A 22,521-nucleotide genomic window follows, 5' to 3' on the forward strand; every position below is an offset into this window, starting at 1 on the left:
GCGCCATGTTAGGCAGCCGGCTGCGCCTTTTGCGCTTCCTTCACGAGACGCTGGACGGTCGGCGACAGTTGCGCGCCAACACCTTGCCAGTACGTCAGGCGGTCCTGAGCGATACGCAGGGCTTCGCCCTTCGTAGCAACCGGGTTGTAGAAGCCGACGCGCTCGATGAAGCGGCCGTCACGACGGTTGCGCGAATCGGTAGCAACGATGTTGTAGAACGGGCGCTTCTTCGAGCCGCCGCGAGCCAGACGGATGATAACCATATGAAATCCTTCGGGAAAACCGGGTTCGAAACTACTGAAACGTGCGATTATAGCCGGAAACCAAAGCTACAACAAACACTTACGCGCAAAAATTCCACGGATGCCCTGCGCACCGGGCATACAATCGTCGTGTTCACGACACTCCCCGCCGCCATGCCGCTACTTCGCGTCGCCTCGGCGCACCGCGTGCAGCACCGCCTCGCGGGCGGGCTGGCCGGCCTCGTCACCTGCCTCGCAGCCGCCGCGGCTGGCGCCGCACCGCCGGTGGACGAACTCGTCGTGCCGCCCGGCTTCCATGTGGACGTACTGACCGACGCCGTGCCGGCCGCCCGTGAAATGGCATGGTCGCCGCGCGGGATCCTGTATGTCGGCACCCGGGAAGGCCGCGTGCATGCGTTCGTGATGCACGAGGGACGGATCAGTGCCCGCTACGTGATCGCGGCCGGGCTCGACATGCCCGTCGGCGTTGCCTATCGCGACGGCGCGCTCTATGTATCCGCGGTGTCGCGCATCCTGCGCCTCGACCACATCGACGACCGGCTCGCGAAGCCGCCGGAGCCGGTGGTCGTGACCGACGCACTGCCGACCGAGCACCACCACGGCTGGAAATTCATCGCGTTCGGCCCCGACGGCAAGCTTTACGTTCCGACCGGCGCGCCATGCAACGTATGCCTCGCCGATCGCAGCCGCTACGCGATCATCGCACGTATGAACGCGGACGGCAGCGGGCGCGAGGTATTCGCCCGCGGCGTGCGCAATACCGTCGGCTTTGCATGGCACCCCGACTCGGGCGAGCTGTGGTTCACCGACAACGGACGCGACTTGATGGGCGACGACGTGCCCGACGACAAGCTGAACCGCGCCCCGCGCGCGAGCCTCGACTTCGGTTTTCCATACTGCCATGGTGGCGACACGCCCGACCCCGAATTCGGCAGCCCCGACGTGTGCCGCCGCTATGTGCCGCCCGTGCTGAAACTCGGCGCGCACGTCGCGGCACTCGGCATGCGCTTCTATACGGGGCCGATGTTTCCGGCGTCGTATCGCAACAACGTATTCATTGCCGAGCACGGCTCGTGGAACCGCAGCACGAAAGTCGGCTATCGCGTGATGCGCGCCGTCGTGTCGGCCGACGGCAGCCACGCACGCGAGACGCCGTTCATCACGGGCTGGCTGCGCGCGAACGGCAGCGTATGGGGCCGCCCCGCCGACGTGCTGCCGCTGCCGGACGGCTCGCTGCTCGTCAGCGACGACTACGCCGGCGCCATCTACCGCATCACCTATGCGGCACCTTGACGCAGACGAGGCGTGACCGGGCCCGACCGGGCATCGTAGAATGCGTGCCGGGCCGAGCGCCCGCCGGCCTGCCGGCCGCCCATGCCAACGACAATCCGCCGCCACCCATGTCCAGCAGCACCGCACCGTCCCGCCGCTTTCGCTCCAAGACGCTCACCGCCGCCTTCGCGTTCCTGTTCGGGTCGCTCGGCGCGCACCGCTTCTACCTGTACGGCTTTCGCGACGTGTACGGCTGGGCACACCTGCTCGCGACGATCGTCGGTATCCCGGGTTTCCTGCTGCTCGCCGCGACCCAGCGCAGTGCCAGCCTCGGCTGGTGGCTCGCCGTGCCCGGTGCGATCTCGCTGCTGGCCGCCTTCCTCGCCGCGCTCGTCTACGGGTTGCGCCCCGACGAGAAATGGGACGCGCAATTCAATGCCGACACGGGCAAGCACAGCCGGTCCGGCTGGACGGTGATCTTCATCGTGATCTTCTCGCTGCTGATCGGCGCGTTCCTGCTGATGACCGCGCTTGCACTGTCGTTCCAGACGTATTTCGAATCGCAAGTGGAAGCGGCAAAGCAGATTTCGCAGTAAGCGCCGGCGCGCGTCGTTCAGAACAGGCTCAACTGCATGTCGTCACGCGACTTCGCGCCGGTTGCGCCCGCCGCGCTGCGCTGCGTTGCCGGCCCGGGCGCCGGCGCGCCGCGAAACTGCGACAGATCGAGAATGCCGTTCGTGCGCTCGTTCAACCCGAGCCGCTTCACGGCCTGGCGGAAACGTTGCCGCAACAGGTCGGCCCAGATCCCCTCCCCCTTCATCCGCTTCGAGAAATCCGAGTCGTAGTCCTTCCCGCCGCGCATGTCGCGCACACGGTTCATCACGCGCTCCGCGCGATCGGGAAAATGGGCGGAGAGCCAGTTCTTGAACAGCGGCGCCACCTCCCACGGCAGCCGCAGGATGATGTAGCTCGCATGCGTCGCGCCGGCGTCCGCACAGGCTTCCAGCACGCGCTCCATGTCGGGCTCGGTGACGAATGGGATCATCGGTGCAATGCTCACGCCAACCGGCACGCCTGCGTCGCGCAGCGCGCGAATCGTACGCAGACGGCGCGCCGGCGTCGCCGCCCGCGGCTCGAGCGTGCGCGCGAGATCGGCGTCGAGGGTCGTGATCGTGACCGCGGCCATCACCTGCCCGCGCTCGGCCATCGGGGCAAGCAGGTCGAGATCGCGCTCGATCAGCGACGATTTCGTGATCGCGGCAAACGGCAGCCCGTGGTCGTGCATGACCTGGATCACGCTGCGCGTGATGCGCAGATCGCGCTCGACCGGCTGGTATGCGTCGGTGTTGACGCCGAGCGCGATCGGTTCCGGCACGTAACGCTTCCGCGAGATCTCGCGCTCGAGGAGTTCGGCCGCATTGACCTTCGCATAAATGCGGCTCTCGAAATCGAGCCCGGGCGACAGCCCGAGATAACTGTGGGTCGGTCGCGCAAAGCAATAGATGCAGCCATGCTCGCAGCCGCGATACGGATTGAGCGACACGCTGAACGGAATGTCCGGCGACTGGTTGTGCGTCAGGATGCTCTTTGCGCGCTCCTCGAACACCTGAGTGCGCAGCGGAGCGGGTAGCTCGGCATCGTTGGATTCGTGCGTCCAGCCATCGTCGACCGCCTCGCGCAGCGCCGTTTCATACCGCCCCTGCAGGTTGTCGACCGCGCCGCGCCCCTTGCGGGGCGCGGGCGGCGCTATCGGAAATTCGTTGTCGGACCGACCATCCATGCGCTCACCCATTCGCCTGCACCCAATACTGTATATTTATACAGTATTGGGTGCAGCGTGCCAAGGGCGAGATGAGGGGACCGACAAGCGGCCCGGCAGCGGGCCGCCGCGGCGGTCATTCGCCGACCGAAATCGTCAGCGTCTCCTTGATTTCCTCCATCACGACATAGCTCTTCGACTGCACCGCGCCGGGCAGTTGCAACAGGATGTCGCCGAGCAGCTTGCGGTAGTCGGCCATCTCGCCGATCCGCGCCTTGATCAGGTAGTCGAAGTCCCCCGACACGAGATGGCATTCGAGCACCTCGTCGATCTTCATCACTTCGCGCCGGAACTGCTCGAACATGTTGCCGCCCTTGTGGCCGAGCGTGATCTCGACGAACACCAGCAGCGCCGCGCCGAGCTGGCTCGGGTCGACGCGCGCGTGATAGCCGGTGATGACGCCGTCCCGCTCCATGCGCCGCACGCGTTCGATGCACGGCGTCACGGTCAGCCCGACCTGTTCCGCCAGGTCCTTCATCGCCATCCGGCCGTCGTCCTGGAGCAGTTTGAGGATGCGGCGGTCGAGCTTGTCGAGCGAGCGTACTGGCTGGCGTTGCGTTCTCATTTGTTTATTCTGAAAACCTGAAAAATACGATAACAAAACCTACACATTCGACAATACCATAGCGCAAAAAACTAGATCAGCTAGAGGTTACACGGAGACGCAGGTGCGCCCGGCCTCGATCTGGTCCCTTCCATCTGGAGCAGCTATGCGAGTCGTCATTCTGGGCAGCGGTGTGGTGGGCGTGGCAAGCGCGTATTACCTCGCGCGCGCCGGTCATGAAGTCACGGTGATCGACCGGGAAGCCGGGCCGGCACTCGAGACGAGCTTCGCAAACGCGGGCCAGATCTCGCCCGGCTATGCTGCGCCGTGGGCCGCGCCGGGCGTGCCGCTGAAGGCTGTCAAGTGGATGTTCGAAAAGCACGCGCCGCTCGCGATCCGCCTCGACGGCACGCGCTTCCAGCTCCAGTGGATGTGGCAGATGCTGCGCAACTGCACGGCGGAACGCTATGCAGTCAACAAGGGCCGCATGGTCCGCCTCGCCGAATACAGCCGCGATTGCCTGCAGGCGCTGCGCGCCGACACCGGCATCCAGTACGAAGGGCGCACGGGCGGCACGCTGCAGCTGTTCCGCACGCAACAGCAACTCGACGGCGCGGCGAAGGACATCGCGGTGCTGCAGGAAGCGAATGTGCCGTTCGAACTGCTGTCGCCGGCCGAGCTGAAGCATGCCGAACCCGCGCTCGCGGCCGTATCGCACAAGCTGACGGGCGGCCTGCGCCTGCCGGGCGACGAAACGGGCGACTGCCAACTGTTCACGACGCGCCTCGCGGCGCTCGCCGAATCGCTCGGCGTGAAGTTCCGTTACAACACGCCGATCGACGCGCTCGCGATCGCGGGCGGCAAGATCGCCGGCGTGCAGTGCGGCAGCGAGACGGTACGCGCGGATGCGTACGTCGTTGCGCTCGGCTCGTATTCGACGAGCTTCATCTCGAACCTGATGAAGATCCCCGTCTATCCGCTGAAGGGCTATTCGATCACCGCACCGATCGTCAACCAGGCGGCTGCCCCGGTGTCGACGGTGCTCGACGAAACCTACAAGATCGCGATCACGCGCTTCGACGATCGCATCCGCGTCGGCGGCATGGCGGAGATCGTCGGCTTCGACAAGAACCTGCGCGCGGCACGCCGTGAAACGCTCGAAATGTGCGTGAACGACCTGTTCCCGGGCGGCGGCGATACGTCCAAGGCGACGTTCTGGACGGGCCTGCGCCCGATGACGCCGGACGGCACGCCGATCGTCGGTCGCACACCGGTCTCGAACCTGTTCCTGAACACCGGACACGGCACGCTCGGCTGGACGATGTCGTGCGGCTCGGGCCAACTGCTCGCCGATCTGATCTCGGGGAAGAAGCCGGCGATCCAGGCCGACGACCTGTCGGTCCACCGCTATCTGAAGGACGTGGCAGGCCAGACGCGCCCGGCATACGCATAAGTCGCGCCGGCCCGCAGCGGTGCGGGCCGGTCGGCATCAAAAGGAAAGGCGCCCCGTGGGGCGCCTTTCTTCGTTTCAGCGAAGGCATCGCTGAATCAGCGCCGCGGGTCCATCGACGCGAGCACGCTCCCGCTGCCCTGCGTCGACGATCGACGCTTCATCGACTGCCTGCACGACAACATGTTCCGCATCGCATCGCGCATTCGCGATCTTCACGTCGAAACACGCCCTCCCTCTTCTGCTCATGGCAAAAAAAGGGGCGCTCGTCGCGCCCCTCGTCTAGCGTGCTTACCGCTGAAGCGGCACGCCGCGTCAGCCGAGCTCGCTCACGAGCTCCGGCACGAGCGCGAACAGATCACCGACGAGACCGTAGTCGGCCACGCTGAAGATCGGCGCTTCCGGATCCTTGTTGATCGCGACGATCACCTTCGAATCCTTCATGCCGGCCAGATGCTGGATCGCACCCGAGATACCGACCGCGATGTACAGCTGCGGTGCGACGATCTTGCCGGTCTGCCCGACCTGGTAGTCGTTCGGCACGTAGCCGGCGTCGACTGCCGCGCGCGACGCGCCGAGCGCTGCCGACAGCTTGTCCGCCAGCGGCTCCAGCACCTTCGTGTAGTTCTCGCCGCTGCCCAGACCGCGGCCGCCCGACACGATGATCTTCGCGCTGGTGAGTTCCGGACGGTCCAGCTTCGTCACTTCACGGCTCACGAATTGCGACTTGCCCGCATCGGCCGCCGCTTCGATCTTCTCGACCGCCGCACTGCCGCCTTCGGCCGCTACCGGGTCGAAGCCCGTCGCGCGCACCGTGATGACCTTGATCGGGTCGCTCGACTGCACCGTCGCGATCGCGTTGCCTGCGTAGATCGGGCGCTCGAACGTATCGGCAGAATCGACTGCCGTGATGTCCGAGATCTGCGCGACGTCCAGCTTCGCGGCGATACGCGGTGCGATGTTCTTGCCGTATGCCGTCGCCGGCGCGAGGATGTGCGAATAGTCCTTCGCGATGTTCAGCGCGGTCGCTTCGACGTTTTCCGCCAGGCCTGCGGCCAGTTGCGGCGCGTCGGCCAGCAGCACCTTCGAAACACCTGCGATCTTCGCCGCTGCGTCGGCCGCCGCTTGCGCGTTGTGGCCCGCGACCAGCACGTGAATGTCACCGCCGATCTTCGCCGCCGCTGCCACCGTGTTCAGCGTCGCGGCCTTGATCGACGCGTTGTCGTGTTCTGCAATCACCAGAATCGTCATTTCTTTCCGCTCCCTCTTACAGCACCTTGGCTTCGGTCTTCAGCTTCTCGACCAGCGTCTTCACGTCCGGCACCTTCACGCCGGCTGCGCGCTTCGGCGGCTCGACCACCTTCAGCGTCTTCAGACGCGGCGCGACGTCCACGCCCAGGTCTTCCGGCTTCACCGTTTCCAGCGGCTTCTTCTTCGCCTTCATGATGTTCGGCAGCGTTACGTAGCGCGGCTCGTTCAGGCGCAGGTCGGTCGTGACCACTGCCGGCAGCGTCAGCGACAGCGTTTCCGCGCCACCGTCGACTTCACGTGCGACGGTTGCCTTGCCGTCGGCGATCGTCACCTTCGACGCGAACGTCGCTTGCGGCAGCCCTGCCAGCGCAGCCAGCATCTGGCCCGTCTGGTTCGAATCGTCGTCGATCGCCTGCTTGCCGAGGATCACCAGTTGCGGCTGCTCCTTGTCGACCAGCGCTTTCAGGATCTTCGCGACGGCCAGCGGCTCGACGCTGTCGTTCGACTCGACGAGGATCGCGCGATCCGCGCCGATCGCCAGCGCCGTACGCAGCGTTTCCTGCGCCTGCGTCACACCCACCGACACCGCGATCACTTCGGTCGCGACGCCCGCTTCCTTCAGGCGCACCGCTTCTTCCACCGCGATTTCGTCGAACGGGTTCATCGACATCTTCACGTTCGCGATGTCGACGCCCGTGTTGTCCGACTTCACGCGGACCTTCACGTTGTAATCGACCACTCTTTTCACTGGCACCAGGATTTTCATGCACACGCTCCAAAGTTACGAATACGACCAGAGGCCATTTTATAGCGAGGCCTCGTGACTGCGCGGCCAAGCGGACCAATCTATGCGGCTATCGAGCATAGCGCGCCTCCTCGGCGCACCGGCAATAGCGAACGGTCGTTCTATTTTAAAAGAGAAAAAACCCGGACGCAAAGCCCGGGTTTTCGATCATCGACTCTAATCGTCACCGGGCGCGCCCAGTACCACGTGTTACCAGGCGGCGATGACCGCGCCGCCGAACTTCTGCTCGATGAACTGCTTCACTTCCGCGGAATGGTAGGCCGCGACCAGCTTCGCGACCCACGGCTTGTTCCGGTCGGCCTCGCGAATCGCCAGGATGTTCGCGTACGGGCCGTTCGGGCCCTCGATCGCGATCGCGTCCTGTTTCGGTTTCAACCCCGCTTCCATCGCGTAGTTGGTGTTGATCGCCGCCGCGTCGACGTCGCCGAGCGAACGCGGAATCTGCGCCGCATCGAGCTCGACGATCTTCAGCTTCCTCGGATTGTCGACGATGTCGAGCGGCGTCGCCTTCAGCCCCGCGTCCGCACGCAGCTTCAGCAAGCCCTGCTTCTGCAGCAACAGCAGCGCGCGGCCGCCGTTGGTCGGATCGTTCGGCACCGCGACACGCGCACCGGGCTTCAGCTCGGCCAGCGACTTCACCCGCTTCGAATAGATGCCCATCGGGAACGTGACGGTATCCGCGACCTTGATCAGCTTGTAGCCGCGATCCTTCACCTGCGCCTGCAGATACGGATCGTGCTGGTAGCTGTTCGCGTCGAGATCGCCCGACGCGAGCGCGGCGTTCGGCTGTACGTAATCGGAGAATTCGACGATGCGGATGTCGAGACCGCTCTTGGCCGCGACCTTCTTCACCACTTCCATGATCTGCGCGTGCGGGCCGCCCGTCACGCCCACCTTGATGGCGTCGGCCTGCGCGTGCGCGCTCGCGAACAGCGCGGCCGCGCCGAATGCGGCCGCGAACTTCAGCATGAAGCGTCGTTGCATCGTCTCCCCCAACGGATGAATGTCGTTTTTACTTGTGACTCAGCCGGCGCACGAGCCAGTCGCCGAACGACTGCACGATCTGCACGAACACGATCAGGATCGCGACGACCGTCCACATCACTTCCGGCAGGTAGCGCTGGTAGCCGTAGCGGATCCCGAGATCGCCGAGCCCGCCGCCGCCGATCGCACCGGCCATCGCCGAATAGCCGACGAGCGACACGAACGTGATCGTCAGGCCGGCGACGATGCCCGGCAGCGATTCGGGCAGCAGCACTTTGAACACGATCTGCGACGTCGTCGCGCCCATCGACTGCGCGGCCTCGATCAGCCCGCGGTCGACCTCGCGCAGCGCGGTCTCGACCAGCCGCGCGACGAACGGCGCGGCCGCGAGCGTCAGCGGCACGACCGCAGCAGCCGTGCCGATCGACGAGCCCGTGACGAGCCGCGTAAGCGGAATGACCGCGACCAGCAGGATGATGAACGGCGTCGAGCGCACCGCATTCACGATGCCGCCGAGCACGCGGTTCACACCGAGATTCTGCAGCACGCCCTGGCGGTCGGTCAGGTAGAGCAGCACGCCGAGCGGCAGCCCGACGAGCGCGCCGACCGCCCCCGAGATGCCGACCATGATCAGCGTCTCCCAGAACGACTGCACGAACATATCGAACATCTCACTCAACATACGAAAGCTCCTCTACCACCACGCCTTGCTCGCGCAGGAACGCGAGCGCCTGCCCGACCTTGCCCGGTTCGCCGCCCGCGAGCACCGCGAGCGACCCGAACGCCTGCCCCTGGATCTCGTCGATCTGGCCGTGCAGGATATTGAAATCGAGTTCGTACCGGCGGATCGTCTCCGACAGGATCGGCTGGTCGACGCCGGAGCCGGTGAACGCGAGCCGCAGCAAATGCCCGCTGCCGGTCTTCAGCCGCTCGGCCACGCGTGCCTTCAGCGCCGGCGGCAGTTCCTGCGCGATCACGTCGCCGATCAGCGCGCGCGTCACTTCGTGATGCGGCTGCAGGAACACGTCGATCACGCGGCCTTCCTCGACCACGCGGCCCGCGTCGAGCACCGCCACGCGATCGCATACCTGCTTGATCACTTCCATCTGGTGGGTGATCAGGACGATCGTCAGGCCGAGTTCGCGGTTGATGCGCTTCAGCAGGTCGAGGATCGAGCGCGTGGTCTCGGGGTCGAGCGCCGACGTCGCTTCATCCGACAGCAGCACCTTCGGCTTGCTCGCGAGCGCGCGGGCGATGCCGACGCGCTGCTTCTGGCCGCCGCTGATCTGCGCCGGATAGCGATCCTTCTGCGCGGACAGCCCGACGAGATCGAGCAGCGGCAACACGGCCGCCTCGATATCGGCACGGCTTGCGCCGGCCAACTCGAGCGGCAGCGCGACGTTGTCGAACACCGTGCGCGACGACAGCAGGTTGAAGTGCTGGAAAATCATGCCGATTTCGCGGCGCGCTTCGCGCAGCGCGCCGGCCGGCAGCATCATGAGATCGCGCCCGCCGACGACGACGTTGCCTTCGGTCGGCCGCGTGAGCAGGTTGATGGTGCGCACGAGCGTGCTCTTGCCGGCGCCGCTTCGGCCGATGATGCCGAACACCTCGCCTTGCGGGATCGTCAGATTGACGTTGTGCAATGCGTCGACCCAGCCGGTCGGCCCGGGGAAACGCTGCGACAGATTGCGTAATTCGATCATGTAAACAAAACGGCGGCCGGCAGGCGAGGCCCGCCAGTCGGCCGCCGATGCATCTGGAATAGCCGGCGATTTTACCGCAAACGCCTCATTCCCCTTAATAATCGATTTCGATCTTTTCATAACCAGACGAAATTAGAGGGGCGCTGCTGGACCGCCACGCGAGTGCCGCGACTATGATCCCGAACACCGATGCCAACGAACAGGGGACACGCCAGATGACCGCCACCACCACGCCGGCCGCCGCATCCGCCACCGCAGCACCGGGCCCGGTGTCGCCGCCCGCGCCGCGGATGGGCCGGCTGCGTACCGCGGACGGGCTCGAACTGGCGTCGTACCGCTGGCCGGCCCGCGACGGCACGGCGCCGCCGCGCGCGACGATCGCGCTCGTGCACGGCCTCGCCGAGCATGCGGGCCGCTACGCGGCGCTTGCGGCCAGACTGAACGCAGCCGGCATCGACGTGCTGGCGATCGATCTGCGCGGGCACGGCCAGTCGCCCGGCAAACGCGCGTGGGTCGAACGCTTCGACGGCTACCTGAACGATGCGGATGCGCTCGTTGCCGAAGCCGTCCGCAGCGCTACGCCGCTCTTCCTGATGGGACACAGCATGGGCGGCGCCGTCGCGGCGCTGTATGCGATCGAACGCGTGCCGGCCCGCGGCCACGCGCTGGCGGGACTCGTGCTGTCGAGCCCGGCGCTTGCGCCGGGACGCGACGTGCCGCGCTGGATGCTCGCGATGAGCCGCTTCATCAGCCGTGCCTGGCCGACCTTCCCTGCCATCAGGATCGATGCGGCACTGCTGTCGCGCGATCCGGCCATCGTCGCAGCCAATCGCGCCGATCCGCTCGTGCACCACGGCGCGGTGCCGGCGCGCACTGGCGCGGAAATCCTCGACGCGATGGCGCGCATCGAGCGCGGTCGCGGCGCACTGCGCATGCCGGTGCTCGTCTATCACGGCACCGACGACAAGCTGACCGAGCCCGACGGAAGCCGCGCGTTCGGTGCCCGCGTCGGTTCGGCCGATCGCACACTGACGCTATACGAAGGCGGGTTCCACGAAACGATGAACGATCTCGAGCGCGACCGCGTGATCGATACGCTGATCGCGTGGATCCACGCGCGCGTGCCGGCGCGCTGAGCCCGCGCGGCCCGGCCACCCGGGCCGCCGGTCAGATGCCGGCGAGCACGCGCAGGTGGGCGACGACGCTGCGCCCTAGCGCGGACAGGTTGTAGCCGCCCTCGAGACAGCTCACGATGCGGCCCTGCGCGTGCCGGCGCGCAACATCGACGATCTGCGCGGTCAGCCATTCGAAATCGGCCTCGACGAGGCCAAGGTTACCGATGTCGTCCTCGCGATGCGCGTCGAAGCCGGCCGACACGAACAGCATTTGCGGCTTGAACGCGTCGAGACGCGGCAGCCAGAACATGTCGACGGCTTCGCGGATCGCCATCCCGTTGCTGCGCGCGGGCATCGGCAGGTTGACCATGTTCGGCGCCTGGTGCTCGGCACCCGAGAACGGGTACAGCGGATGCTGGAAGAAGCTGCACATCAGCACGCGCTCGTCGTTCGCGAACGCGGCCTCGGTGCCGTTGCCGTGGTGCACGTCGAAATCGATGATCGCGACACGCTCGATGCCGTGGACGTCGAGCGCATGTCTCGCGGCGATCGCGACGTTGTTGAAGAAACAGAAGCCCATCGCGCGCGCAGGTTCGGCATGATGGCCGGGCGGGCGAACGCTGCAGAACGCATTCGCGTAGCGGCCTTCGATCACTGCGTCGGTCGCCGCGATCGCGGCGCCTGCCGCACGCAGCGCGGCGCGCCACGTGTCGCGGTTCATCAGCGTGTCGGGATCGATCTCGACGTAGCCGTCGACGGGCGTCATGCTGCGGATGTAGTCGATGTGCGCCTGCGTATGCACGCGGCCGAGCGCCACCTCGCTCGCGAACGGCGCAGTTTCATGCACGATCAAGTCGTCGATACGGCTCGCGATCAGCTGATCCTGGATCGCCGACAGTCGGGCCGGGCATTCAGGATGCCATTCCCCCATCTCGTGCAGCATGCAGTCGGGGTGCGTATAGAAGGCGGTTGCCATAAGCTGTCATCCGCGGCGCCGGGTGCGCCGCAGGTCTCCATCAATGATGTCCATCGTCTGCCGCGAATTCGCCGCTAACTTACCACAACGGTGCGCTGCATCGCCCCGGCACGTCGGATGCGCGGGTATACTGCGCCGAACCCCATCGCCCTGTCCGCCCGCTTCGACATGAATTCCAGCAAGCCTGCCGCCCTTCTCTCCGCGCTGTTCCGTGTTCGCGCTCCGCTCGTTGTCGCTGCCGTCGCCGCTACGCTGGCCGTCCCGCCCGCCGTCGCGCAGACGCAGCCCGCGAAGCCGTCCCGCACGCTCGTCGCGCAGGCACAGCCGCAGCAGCCGGCACCGCAAGGCCAGACCTTCGAAGAGGAAATCGTCCCGCAGCGCTACGCGAACAACGCGAAGGTCGATGCGTTCATCGACGAGATGGTGAGCCGCAACGGCTTCGATTCCGCGAGCCTGCATGCGCTGTTCTCGCGCATCAGCTACTCGGCCACCGCCGTCAAGCTCGTGAAGCCCGCGCCGACGCCTTCGGTGAAGAACTGGCGCGTCTATCGTTCGCGCTTCATCGAGCCGATCCGCATCAATGCGGGCGTGAAATTCTGGAAGGCGAACCAGGCGACGCTGCAGCGCGCATCCGCGGAATTCGGCGTGCCGCCCGAGGTGATCGTCGGCATCATCGGCGTCGAAACGATCTACGGCCGCTACATGGGCAACTTCCGCGTGCTCGACACGCTGACGACGCTCACGTTCGACTATCCGGACACGCCGAATCGCGACAGCCGCCAGGCAACCTTCCGCAAGAACCTCGAGGATTTCCTGGTCTGGACGCGCGACAACCAGCTCGACCCGACCACCGTGCTCGGCTCGTACACCGGCGCGGTCGGCATCCCGCAGTTCCTGCCGAGCAGCATCCGCGAGTATGCGGTCGACTACGATGGCGGCGGCCACGTCGATCTGCGCAGCAGTCCTGCCGATGCAATCGGCAGCGTCGCGAACTACCTGAAGCAGCACGGCTGGGAAACCGATCGCCCGGTGGTCTGGCAGATCACGCCCGACACCGGCAGCCTCGGCATTGCCCAGGCCGCCGCCGACGGCCAGCCCGAACCGCACTGGGCACTGTCGCAACTGCTGCGCGCAGGCATGACGCTCAACGAGCCGATGGTCAACATCACCACTGAAGCCGGCACGCCGGTCACCGTGGTCGACCTGCCGTCGCCGGGGCGCGCGACCGAATACATGCTCGGCCTCAAGAACTTCTACGTGCTGACGCGCTACAACCGCAGTTTCTTCTATGCGCTCACCGTGTACCAGCTCGGCGAAGCCGTGAAGGCGGAGATGGAAGCGAGCGGCACGCTCCCGCTGCCCGCGGCGGACACGCAGGCGCCGGTGCAGTAAGCACGGCGGCCCGCACAAAGAAAAAGCGCCGCTCATGCGGCGCTTTTTTTATCGCGGGTGCCCCGTGGATGCCGTTCGGGCTCAGGCAGGAAACACGCCGGTCGACAGGTAGCGGTCGCCGCGATCGCAGATGATGAACACGATCGTCGCGTTCTCGACCTGGCGCGCGATGCGCATTGCGACTTCGCATGCGCCGCCCGACGAGATGCCGGCGAAAATACCTTCGACGGTCGCGAGCCGGCGCACCATCGTTTCCGCCGCGGCCTGGCTCACGTTCTCGACGCGATCGACGCGGCTGCGATCGAAGATCGTCGGCATATAGGCTTCCGGCCATTTGCGGATGCCCGGAATGCGCGACCCCTCTTCCGGCTGTGCACCGACGATCTCGATCGCCGAATTCTGTTCCTTCAGATAACGCGACGTGCCCATGATCGTGCCGGTCGTGCCCATCGCCGACACGAAGTGCGTGATGCGCCCTTCGGTGTCGCGCCAGATCTCCGGACCCGTGCCTTCATAGTGCGCGATCGGATTGTCGGGGTTGCCAAACTGATCGAGGATCACGCCCTTGCCTTCGCGCTGCATCTGCTCCGCGAGATCGCGCGCCAGTTCCATCCCGCCCTTCACGGGCGTCAGGATGATCTCGGCGCCGTAAGCGGCCATGCTCTGGCGACGCTCGACCGACAGGTCCTCCGGCATGATCAGCACCATCCTGTAGCCGCGGATCGCCGCGGCCATCGCGAGCGCGATGCCCGTGTTGCCGCTCGTCGCCTCGATCAGCGTATCGCCCGGCTTGATGCGGCCACGCGCTTCGGCCTTGCTGATCATCGACAGCGCCGGGCGATCCTTCACGGAACCGGCCGGATTGTTGCCTTCGAGCTTCGCGAGCACCACGTTGTTGCGTGCGCGAATCTCGTCGTCCGGCAGGCGGACCAGTTGCACGAGCGGCGTGTTGCCGATCGTGTCTTCGATAGTTTTGTAAGCCATGGAGATACCGTGAGTGCGAGGCCGATCAATCGATCGATTGTAAACCAGCGCAGAGGCTCGCGCCGGCAACCCCATTACAACGATGGAATAGGCATGCCGGACGATTCACGATCGTGCACACACAGCATGCACGCAAAAAACCCGCGGCATGCCGCGGGAAGCCGTCGCAACGACGGCGACTGAAGGAGCCTTTCGTCTCGTGCGCGTGACTGCTACGCGCTACTTCTGTGCAGTGCGGGCAGGCGCCGCGGCAGGTTTCGCCGCTGCCGGCTTGCCCGCGGCAGGCACCATCGCAGCCGAACCGGTTGCGCCGATCGTCAACCCCTCCTGCTGCAGGCGCTCGACCGTATGGCCGCCCATGCCTTTCACGCGCGACGCGAGATCGTCTGCATTCCTGAACGGGCCGCGTGCACCGCGCTCGTCAAGAATCGCCTTTGCCCGCGCGGGACCGATGCCCTTGATGCCGACGAGCGCATCCTCGTTCGCGGTGTTGACGTCGACGGCCGCCCAGGCCGACGCGATCGCGCCGAGCATCGCGGCTGCGGCAAACCATTTCCTGATCATGTGCTGGATCTCCGATGAAAACGGTCGGCGGCTGCCGACCGTGAGACCCAGTCTATCGATGCAACGCTTGCGTTTAAACCTGGCCGGACAGCCAACGCACGTAGCGGTCGACACCTTCCTGTACGGTCAGGAACGACGCGTCGTAGCCGGCCGCGCGCAGCTTCGTCTGGTCGGCCTGCGTGAAGCACTGGTACTTGCCGCGCAGCGCATCGGGGAACGGCACGTACTCGATCAGACCTTGCTCGACCTGCTGCGCAAGCGTCAGCGGCGGCTGGTTGTCGAGCGCGCGCAGCGTGTTCACGACCGACGACGCGATGTCGTTGAACGGTTGTGCACGGCCGGTGCCGAGATTGAAGATGCCCGACTTCTCCGGATGATCGAAGAAGAACAGGTTGACCTTGGCGACGTCCTCGACCGACACGAAGTCGCGCGTCTGCTCGCCCGGCGCATAACCGTTGTACTCGCCGAACAGCTTGACCTTGCCTTCCGCGCGGAACTGGTTGAAGTTGTGGAACGCGACCGACGCCATGCGACCCTTGTGCGTCTCGCGCGGGCCGTACACGTTGAAGTAGCGGAACCCGGCGATCTGGCTCTTCGCGCTCGGCAACACGCGGCGGATCACCTGGTCGAACAGGAACTTCGAATAGCCGTAGACGTTCAGCGGCGCCTCGACTTCACGCTCCTCGACGAAACGCGTCGAGCCGCCGTAGATCGCAGCCGACGACGCGTACAGGAACTGCGCGCCCTGCGCGAGGCACGCATCGAGCACCGCGCGGCTGTAGCGGAAGTTGTTGTCCATCATGTAGCGGCCGTCGGTTTCCATCGTGTCCGAACAGGCGCCTTCGTGGAACACCGCGCGTACCTTGCCGAATTCGCCGCGCGTGAAGCGTTCGACGAATTCCGTCTTGTCGAGATAGTCGTCGATCTCGCAATCGACGAGGTTGCGGAACTTGTCCGCGCGCGTCAGATTGTCGACCGCGATGATGCGCGTTTCGCCGCGCTCGTTGAGCGCCTTGACGATGTTCGCGCCGATAAAACCGGCCGCGCCGGTGACGATGATGGTCATGGTCGTTCTGCCTGAAAAATGACGAGACACTCGTGCGGCGCGCTCGTCGCGCCGCCGAGTGCGCTCAGTGAAACAGTTCGTCGTAGTCTACCGTGGCCGTACCGAGCTTGCCGACCACGATGCCCGCCGCGCGGTTCGCGAGCACGACGGCATCGACGAGCGGCACGCCTGCGCCAAGCATCGTCGCGACCGTCGCGATCACGGTATCGCCCGCGCCGGACACGTCATACACCTCGCGCGCGAGCGCCGGCGCGTGCAGCTCGCCCGTTGCGGAAAAGAGCGTCATCCCCTCTTCCGAACGCGTGAGCAGCAACGCATCGAGATCGAGTTCCGCGCGCAGCTTCGCGACACGCGCACGCAGGTCGTCTTCCGATTGCCATTGACCGACGACCTCGCGCAGCTCCGCGCGATTCGGCGTGATCAGCGATGCGCCGCGATAGCGCTCCCAGTCGCCGCCCTTCGGATCGACGAGCACCGGCTTGCCGGCCGCGCGTGCCTTCTCGATCATCGTCGTCACATGCGTGAGGCCGCCTTTCGCGTAATCCGACATCAGCACGACGTCGTGCTGCGGCAGCAGCGCATCGAAACGCGCGAGCCCCGCCAGCAGCACCTCGTGCGTCGGCATCGCCTCGAAGTCGACGCGCAACAGCTGTTGCTGGCGCGCGAGCACGCGCAGCTTGATCGTCGTCGGCAGCGACGCATCGCGCTCCAGATGAGGCGTCACGCCGCTGCTGTCGAGCAGCTCGACGATCCGCTCGCCGGGCTCGTCGCAGCCGACCACGCACAAGAGCCCGGCCTGACCGCCGAGCGTGACGGCGTTGCGCGCGACGTTGGCCGCGCCGCCGAGCCGCTCTTCCTGACGCTGCACGTGCACGACGGGTACCGGTGCTTCCGGCGAAATGCGGTCGACGTTGCCGAACCAGTAGCGGTCGAGCATCACGTCACCGACGACGAGCACACGCGACCGCGCGAGCTGCGCGCGCGGTACCGGCATCACTTCGCGAAGGGTAGTCATCGTGCGCTCATCCACGAGGAAGGGACTGGGGACCGACATGCGGGCGTCCGATCGCATGGTAGTCGATGCCGAGTTCGGCCATCGCGTCGGGCTCGTACAGGTTGCGCCCGTCGAAGATGACCGGCGCCTTCAGCTCCGCCTTCAGGCGCGTGAAGTCCGGGCTCCTGAATTCCTTCCACTCGGTGACGATCACGAGCGCATCCGCAGCCGTCACGGCCGCGTCCTGCGTATCGACGAAGTGCAGGCGCGCCAGCGCCTCGGAGCCTTCGCCGAGATCGAGCGCGAACACGCGGCGCGCCTCGTCGATCGCGACCGGGTCGTACGCGCGCACGGTCGCGCCGCGCCCAAGCAGCGCCGCGATCAGACGACGGCTCGGCGCCTCGCGCATGTCGTCCGTGTTCGGCTTGAATGCGAGCCCCCAGACCGCGAATTCGCGGCCGGTCAGGTCCGTGCCGAAGCGCTGTTCGATCTTGCCGATCAGCACATCCTTCTGCGCGTAGTTGGCCGCCTCGACGGCCTCCAGGATGCGCAGCGGCTGGCCGTTCTCGCTGGCGGTGCGGATCAGCGCCTGCACATCCTTCGGGAAGCACGAGCCGCCGTAACCGACGCCCGCGTACAGGAAGTGATAACCGATGCGCGGATCGGAGCCGATGCCGCGGCGCACGGCCTCGATGTCGGCGCCGACCTTGTCGGCGAGATTCGACATCTCGTTCATGAACGAGATACGCGTCGCGAGCATCGCGTTCGCCGCGTATTTCGCGAATTCCGCCGAACGCACGTCCATGTAGATCGTGCGTTCGTGATTGCGGTTGAACGGTGCGTAAAGCTTCTTCATCTTCTCGCGCGCAACCGTGCCCGTCTCGTCGTCGTCGACGCCGATGATAATCCGATCCGGGCGCATGAAGTCCTCGACGGCCGCCCCCTCCTTCAGGAACTCGGGATTCGACACGACCGAGAAGCGATGCGCGACGCTGCCCGCGAGCCCGCGCGCACCCAGCGCCTCGTCGACCACGCCGCGCACGCGCTGCGCAGTGCCGACCGGCACCGTCGACTTGTCGACGATCACCTTGAAGCCTGTCATGTGACGGCCGATGTTGCGCGCGGCCTCGAGCACGTATTGCAGATCGGCCGAGCCGTCCTCGTCGGGCGGCGTGCCGACCGCGATGAACTGGATCTCGCCGTGCGCGACACTCGCCTCGATGTCGGTCGAGAAGCGCAGGCGCCCTGCCGCGCGGTTGCGCGCAATGATGTCCAGCAGCCCCGGTTCGTGAATCGGCATGCCGCCGTTGTTCAGGATGTCGATCTTGCGCTGATCGACATCCAGGCAGAAGACGTCGTGACCGATCTCGGCGAGACAGGAACCCGTGACAAGACCGACATAGCCGGTGCCGATGATGGTGATTTTCATAGATGTTCCGGTACTTCCCGGTAATTGACTAACTTGGCCGCCGGGCCGGACCCGGCGGCAACCGCAGCACGTCGGCGCCGCACGCCGCGATCAGCCCGGCATTGCCGGTTCGACGCGGCGCGGCGCATAGGTTTCCCATCCGCTGCATCCAGGGCACTGCCAGTAGAAGAGCCGTGCCCGGAAACCGCAATTCTGGCACGTATAGCGTGGCAGATTTTTGGTGCGCTGCCTGATCAGCGTGCGCATCATTTCAAGTTCCTTACGACGCAGCTCGTCGGCGGCCGCGATCTGCGCGTCGAGCAGGTGCAGCATTCCCGACAGGTTCGGCGACTTCTCCATCTGCGTGCGCGCAAGCGTATGCGCCGCGTCCTGGCCACGCAACCCGGCGATGTGCTGGTACGCGATATCGAGCAGGTCGTTCGACGGATAGCGGTCGACGTAGCTCATCAGCAGTTCAGCGCCCTCGACCGTCTTGCCGAGCGCGACGTAGGCCTTCATCAGCTTGTCGGCGACGAGCGGCAAATAGGCCGGATTCTGCGCTTCCACGCGCTTCCAGTGCTCGATCGCCGCAGCGGGATTGCCCGCCGCTGCCGCGGCATCGCCGGACAGGATCGTCGCACGGACGTTCTGCGGGTTCGCGGCAAGCGCGAGCTTCAACTGCTCGGCCGCTGCCGCGGCGTCCTTGCGCTGCAGCGCGTCCTGCGCGAGTTCGCAGTGGAACTGCGCGATTTCGGTGCCGAGCGGCTTGTCGCTCATCGACTCGATGCGCTTCGCGGTATCGATCGACTTGTTCCAGTCCTTCTCGATCTCGTAGATCGTCAGCAGCGCCCGCTGCGCACCCAGCGCGTAATCGCCGTCGGCGAGCCGGTGGAACGCCTCCTCTGCGCGATCGAGCAGGCCGGCCTTCAGGAAATCCTGACCGAGTTCGTACAGCGCGTGATCGCGCTCGTTGACCGGCAGGTCCGTGCGGCTCAGCAGGTTCTGGTGCACGCGGATCGCGCGGTCCGTTTCGCCGCGGCGGCGAAACAGGTTGCCGAGCGCGAAGTGCAGCTCGACCGTTTCGGGGTCGAGCTTCGCGACCTCGATGAACGCGTCGATCGCCTTGTCCGGTTGTTCGTTCAACAGAAAGTTCAGGCCGCGGAAATACGACCGCGGCAGGTTGGCGCTCTCCGACAGGAGATTCTTCAGGTCATAGCGTGACGCCGCCCAGCCGAGCGCGAACGCCACCGGAATCGCGAGCAACCACCAGAAATCCAGATCCATGCGAAATATCGAAGCAGAGACGAAAACCGCGCGATGGTCGCGCGGCATCCGTGTTAAATGACGGGCGGCATCGGCGGCTGGTCGACGATGGCCGGGGTTTCACGTGCCGCGCGCAGATCGCGCTTCAGGCGCCCGTTCTCGAGACGCAGGCGGAAGATCGCGGGCAGCGCGGACAGCAGGCCAGCCAGCAGCCCCACGACGAAGAACGCGAGGCCGATCAGGATCAGCGGCGCTTGCCATGTATAGCCGGCCAGGAAATTCAGCGTCGCGGTTTGCGTATTGGCCAGCGCGAGCACCAGCAGCAGCACGAACACCAATACCCGGATCAGCCAGACGATAAACTTCATGAAGCCCTCTCTTTGTTGAGGTGTGCCGTGACGCGCGACTCCCCTTCGCGGCGCCGAATCGACCCGTATTGTAAAGGAAGCGTTCCGCGTCACCGCACATCCTGCGCGCGGGCGTTGCGGCACGGCCGCCGGAAATGAAAAAAGCGCCCGCAAGGGGCGCTTTTTTCTTTCAGCCTTCGCCGGACAGGTTCCGGGCAAACCGAACGACGCTCAACGCTCGTCGTCCGGATCATCAGCTTTCAGCGGTTCACCCGCGCGGCCGTCGACGCGTTCACGCAGTTCCTTGCCGGGCTTGAAGTGAGGCACGAACTTCTCGGGCACCTGCACTTTCTCCCCCGACTTCGGGTTGCGTCCGACGCGCGCCGGGCGACGGTTGAGGCCGAAGCTGCCGAAACCCCGAATTTCGATACGATGCCCTTTCGACAAGGCGTCGGACATCGCATCGAGCATCGTTTTCACTGCGAAATCCGCATCCTTGAGGACAAGTTGCGGAAATCGCAATGCCAGCTGCGCGACCAACTCGGATTTGGTCATACTTCAGCAGACCTCGTGAGGCTTACTGGTTCTGGCCGTCGAGCTTCGCCTTCAGCAGCGCGCCGAGGTTGGTCGTACCGGTCGCAGCAGCGCTGGAGTCCGACTGCAGGCCGCGGATCGCTTCCTGTTGTTCAGCCGAGTCCTTCGCCTTGATCGACAGGTTGATGCCGCGCGACTTGCGATCGATGTTGATCACCATCGCGTTGACCTTGTCGCCTTCCTTCAGCACGTTGCGTGCATCTTCGACGCGATCCTGCGAGATTTCCGACGCACGCAGGTAGCCTTCGATGTCGCCCGTCAGCGTGACGACCGCACCCTTCGCATCGACCGTCTTCACGACGCCGTCGACGATCGAGCCCTTGTCGTTCATTGCAACGTAGTTGCTGAACGGGTCGCCTTCGAGCTGCTTGATGCCGAGCGAAATACGCTCCTTCTCGACGTCGATACCGAGCACGATTGCTTCGACTTCGTCGCCCTTCTTGTACTTGCGAACGGCTTCTTCGCCGGCTTCGCTCCACGACAGGTCCGACAGGTGGACCAGGCCGTCGATGCCGCCCGGCAGACCGATGAACACGCCGAAGTCGGTGATCGACTTGATTGCGCCCGTGATCTTGTCGCCCTTCTTGAAGTTGCGGCTGAAGTCATCCCACGGATTCGGCTTGCACTGCTTCATGCCGAGGCTGATACGACGACGGTCTTCGTCGATCTCGAGGACCATGACTTCGACTTCGTCGCCCAACTGGACAACCTTCGACGGAGCAACGTTCTTGTTGGTCCAGTCCATTTCCGACACGTGGACGAGGCCTTCGATGCCCGATTCCACTTCGACGAATGCGCCGTAGTCGGTGATGTTCGTGACCTTGCCGAACAGGCGCGTGCCCGACGGGTAACGGCGCGAGATGCCTTCCCACGGATCGTCGCCCAGTTGCTTGATGCCCAGCGAGACGCGGTTCTTCTCTTGGTCGAACTTGAGGATCTTCGCGGTGACTTCCTGGCCAACCGACAGGACTTCGCTCGGGTGACGCACGCGACGCCATGCGATGTCGGTGATGTGCAGCAGGCCGTCGATGCCGCCGAGGTCGACGAACGCGCCGTAGTCGGTGATGTTCTTGACCACGCCGTTGACGATCGCGCCTTCCTTCAGCGTCTCGAGCAGCTTCGCGCGCTCTTCGCCTTGGGTCGCTTCGATCACTGCACGACGCGACAGCACGACGTTGTTACGCTTGCGATCGAGCTTGATCACGCGGAACTCGAGCGTCTTGCCTTCGTACGGGGTCGTGTCCTTGACCGGACGCGTGTCGACCAGCGAACCCGGCAGGAACGCGCGGATGCCGTTGACCATCACGGTCATGCCGCCCTTCACCTTGCCGGTGATCGTGCCGGTGACGAGTTCGTTGTTGTCGAGGGCCTTTTCCAGCGACAGCCACGATGCAAGGCGCTTCGCCTTGTCGCGCGACAGGATCGTGTCGCCGTAGCCGTTTTCGAGTGCGTCGATCGCGACGGACACGAAATCGCCCGACTGCACCTCAACCTCGCCCTGATCGTTCAGGAATTCCTCGATCGGAATGTAAGCCTCGGACTTCAGGCCTGCATTGACGACCACGAAGTTGTGGTCGACGCGCACGACTTCGGCGGAAATCACTTCGCCGGCGCGCATGTCTTGACGGGTCAGCGACTCTTCGAACAGAGCCGCAAAGGATTCGGTATTCGGGGTGGAGGTTTGCAGGTCGGACATAAAAATCTGATTGTGCATGGATCGCTGT

The 22,521-nt window shown here is 65.3% G+C and carries 23 protein-coding genes; 5 read left to right on the forward strand and 18 right to left on the reverse strand.

Going from position 1 to position 22,521, the window contains the following annotated elements:
* Positions 1-8: 8 nt before the first annotated feature.
* A complete protein-coding gene (gene rpsP, locus GEM_RS12195; protein WP_006400702.1) occupies positions 9-263 on the reverse strand; it encodes a 30S ribosomal protein S16 in 255 nt (84 codons plus the stop codon).
* A gap of 153 nt (positions 264-416) precedes the next feature.
* Between rpsP and GEM_RS12200 the strand changes: the two genes are divergently transcribed.
* Positions 417-1,556: a PQQ-dependent sugar dehydrogenase gene (locus GEM_RS12200; protein WP_014897707.1), complete on the forward strand. Its 1,140-nt coding sequence runs from the start codon at positions 417-419 to the stop codon at positions 1,554-1,556.
* A 107-nt stretch (positions 1,557-1,663) separates the two neighbouring features.
* Positions 1,664-2,131 carry an NINE protein gene (locus GEM_RS12205; RefSeq protein WP_014897708.1) on the forward strand — a complete coding sequence of 156 codons (468 nt, stop codon included), beginning with the start codon at positions 1,664-1,666 and terminating at the stop codon, positions 2,129-2,131.
* A gap of 17 nt (positions 2,132-2,148) precedes the next feature.
* Here GEM_RS12205 and GEM_RS12210 read toward each other — a convergent pair whose 3' ends face one another.
* Both GEM_RS12210 and GEM_RS12215 read right to left on the reverse strand, forming a co-directional pair.
* Positions 2,149-3,327, reverse strand: a complete 1,179-nt coding sequence (locus tag GEM_RS12210; RefSeq protein ID WP_014897709.1) for a PA0069 family radical SAM protein — start codon at positions 3,325-3,327, stop codon at positions 2,149-2,151.
* 103 nt (positions 3,328-3,430) lie between these two features.
* Entirely contained in the window at positions 3,431-3,919 is a 489-nt protein-coding gene (locus GEM_RS12215) for an Lrp/AsnC ligand binding domain-containing protein (protein ID WP_014897710.1), read from the reverse strand.
* Positions 3,920-4,064: 145 nt separating this feature from the next.
* On the opposite strand from GEM_RS12215, the gene GEM_RS12220 reads away from it, so the two are divergent.
* Positions 4,065-5,351 carry a D-amino acid dehydrogenase gene (locus GEM_RS12220; RefSeq protein ID WP_014897711.1) on the forward strand — a complete coding sequence of 429 codons (1,287 nt, stop codon included), beginning with the start codon at positions 4,065-4,067 and terminating at the stop codon, positions 5,349-5,351.
* A 312-nt stretch (positions 5,352-5,663) separates the two neighbouring features.
* On the opposite strand, the gene GEM_RS12225 is transcribed toward GEM_RS12220, so the two are convergent.
* The 5 genes from GEM_RS12225 to GEM_RS12245 form a co-directional block, all read right to left on the reverse strand.
* The gene (locus tag GEM_RS12225) at positions 5,664-6,599 is read right to left on the reverse strand and encodes an electron transfer flavoprotein subunit alpha/FixB family protein (RefSeq protein ID WP_014897712.1); all 936 of its coding nucleotides are present in this window, start codon (positions 6,597-6,599) and stop codon (positions 5,664-5,666) included.
* A 16-nt stretch (positions 6,600-6,615) separates the two neighbouring features.
* Positions 6,616-7,365: an electron transfer flavoprotein subunit beta/FixA family protein gene (locus GEM_RS12230; RefSeq protein ID WP_014897713.1), complete on the reverse strand. Its 750-nt coding sequence runs from the start codon at positions 7,363-7,365 to the stop codon at positions 6,616-6,618.
* Between the two features lie 228 nt (positions 7,366-7,593).
* Positions 7,594-8,388 (reverse strand): MetQ/NlpA family ABC transporter substrate-binding protein, encoded by a 795-nt coding sequence (locus tag GEM_RS12235; RefSeq protein WP_014897714.1) that lies wholly within the window; start codon positions 8,386-8,388, stop codon positions 7,594-7,596.
* 28 nt (positions 8,389-8,416) lie between these two features.
* The gene (locus tag GEM_RS12240; protein ID WP_014897715.1) at positions 8,417-9,070 is read right to left on the reverse strand and encodes a methionine ABC transporter permease; all 654 of its coding nucleotides are present in this window, start codon (positions 9,068-9,070) and stop codon (positions 8,417-8,419) included.
* Positions 9,060-10,094, reverse strand: a complete 1,035-nt coding sequence (locus GEM_RS12245) for a methionine ABC transporter ATP-binding protein (RefSeq protein WP_014897716.1) — start codon at positions 10,092-10,094, stop codon at positions 9,060-9,062. The genes GEM_RS12240 and GEM_RS12245 overlap by 11 nt, the downstream gene beginning before the upstream one ends.
* A gap of 215 nt (positions 10,095-10,309) precedes the next feature.
* Here GEM_RS12245 and GEM_RS12250 point away from each other — a divergent pair, with 215 nt between their 5' ends.
* Entirely contained in the window at positions 10,310-11,230 is a 921-nt protein-coding gene (locus GEM_RS12250) for an alpha/beta hydrolase (protein WP_041490682.1), read from the forward strand.
* 31 nt (positions 11,231-11,261) lie between these two features.
* Here GEM_RS12250 and GEM_RS12255 read toward each other — a convergent pair whose 3' ends face one another.
* Entirely contained in the window at positions 11,262-12,185 is a 924-nt protein-coding gene (locus GEM_RS12255; RefSeq protein ID WP_014897718.1) for a histone deacetylase family protein, read from the reverse strand.
* 168 nt (positions 12,186-12,353) lie between these two features.
* Here GEM_RS12255 and mltB point away from each other — a divergent pair, with 168 nt between their 5' ends.
* Complete coding sequence (gene mltB, locus GEM_RS12260; protein WP_041490683.1) at positions 12,354-13,577, forward strand: lytic murein transglycosylase B; 1,224 nt, start codon at positions 12,354-12,356, stop codon at positions 13,575-13,577.
* Positions 13,578-13,658: 81 nt separating this feature from the next.
* On the opposite strand, the gene cysM is transcribed toward mltB, so the two are convergent.
* The 9 genes from cysM to rpsA form a co-directional block, all read right to left on the reverse strand.
* Positions 13,659-14,561, reverse strand: a complete 903-nt coding sequence (gene cysM / locus GEM_RS12265; protein ID WP_014897720.1) for a cysteine synthase CysM — start codon at positions 14,559-14,561, stop codon at positions 13,659-13,661.
* Positions 14,562-14,780: 219 nt separating this feature from the next.
* Positions 14,781-15,125, reverse strand: coding sequence for a ComEA family DNA-binding protein (locus tag GEM_RS12270; RefSeq protein WP_014897721.1), 345 nt, complete (start codon positions 15,123-15,125; stop codon positions 14,781-14,783).
* A 73-nt stretch (positions 15,126-15,198) separates the two neighbouring features.
* Entirely contained in the window at positions 15,199-16,191 is a 993-nt protein-coding gene (gene rfaD / locus GEM_RS12275) for an ADP-glyceromanno-heptose 6-epimerase (protein WP_014897722.1), read from the reverse strand.
* A 64-nt stretch (positions 16,192-16,255) separates the two neighbouring features.
* The gene (rfaE1, locus tag GEM_RS12280; RefSeq protein ID WP_148283823.1) at positions 16,256-17,206 is read right to left on the reverse strand and encodes a D-glycero-beta-D-manno-heptose-7-phosphate kinase; all 951 of its coding nucleotides are present in this window, start codon (positions 17,204-17,206) and stop codon (positions 16,256-16,258) included.
* 7 nt (positions 17,207-17,213) lie between these two features.
* Positions 17,214-18,614, reverse strand: a complete 1,401-nt coding sequence (locus GEM_RS12285; RefSeq protein ID WP_014897724.1) for a UDP-glucose dehydrogenase family protein — start codon at positions 18,612-18,614, stop codon at positions 17,214-17,216.
* Between the two features lie 90 nt (positions 18,615-18,704).
* Positions 18,705-19,877: a lipopolysaccharide assembly protein LapB gene (lapB, locus tag GEM_RS12290; RefSeq protein WP_014897725.1), complete on the reverse strand. Its 1,173-nt coding sequence runs from the start codon at positions 19,875-19,877 to the stop codon at positions 18,705-18,707.
* A gap of 53 nt (positions 19,878-19,930) precedes the next feature.
* Positions 19,931-20,224 (reverse strand): lipopolysaccharide assembly protein LapA domain-containing protein, encoded by a 294-nt coding sequence (locus GEM_RS12295; protein WP_014897726.1) that lies wholly within the window; start codon positions 20,222-20,224, stop codon positions 19,931-19,933.
* A gap of 210 nt (positions 20,225-20,434) precedes the next feature.
* Positions 20,435-20,758 (reverse strand): integration host factor subunit beta, encoded by a 324-nt coding sequence (locus tag GEM_RS12300; RefSeq protein WP_006750752.1) that lies wholly within the window; start codon positions 20,756-20,758, stop codon positions 20,435-20,437.
* A 22-nt stretch (positions 20,759-20,780) separates the two neighbouring features.
* On the reverse strand, positions 20,781-22,493 hold the full coding sequence (rpsA, locus tag GEM_RS12305) for a 30S ribosomal protein S1 (RefSeq protein WP_011544885.1): 1,713 nt from the start codon (positions 22,491-22,493) through the stop codon (positions 20,781-20,783).
* Positions 22,494-22,521: the final 28 nt, after the last annotated feature.

Source organism: Burkholderia cepacia GG4 (assembly GCF_000292915.1).
Taxonomy (GTDB): Bacteria; Pseudomonadota; Gammaproteobacteria; order Burkholderiales; family Burkholderiaceae; genus Burkholderia; species Burkholderia cepacia_D.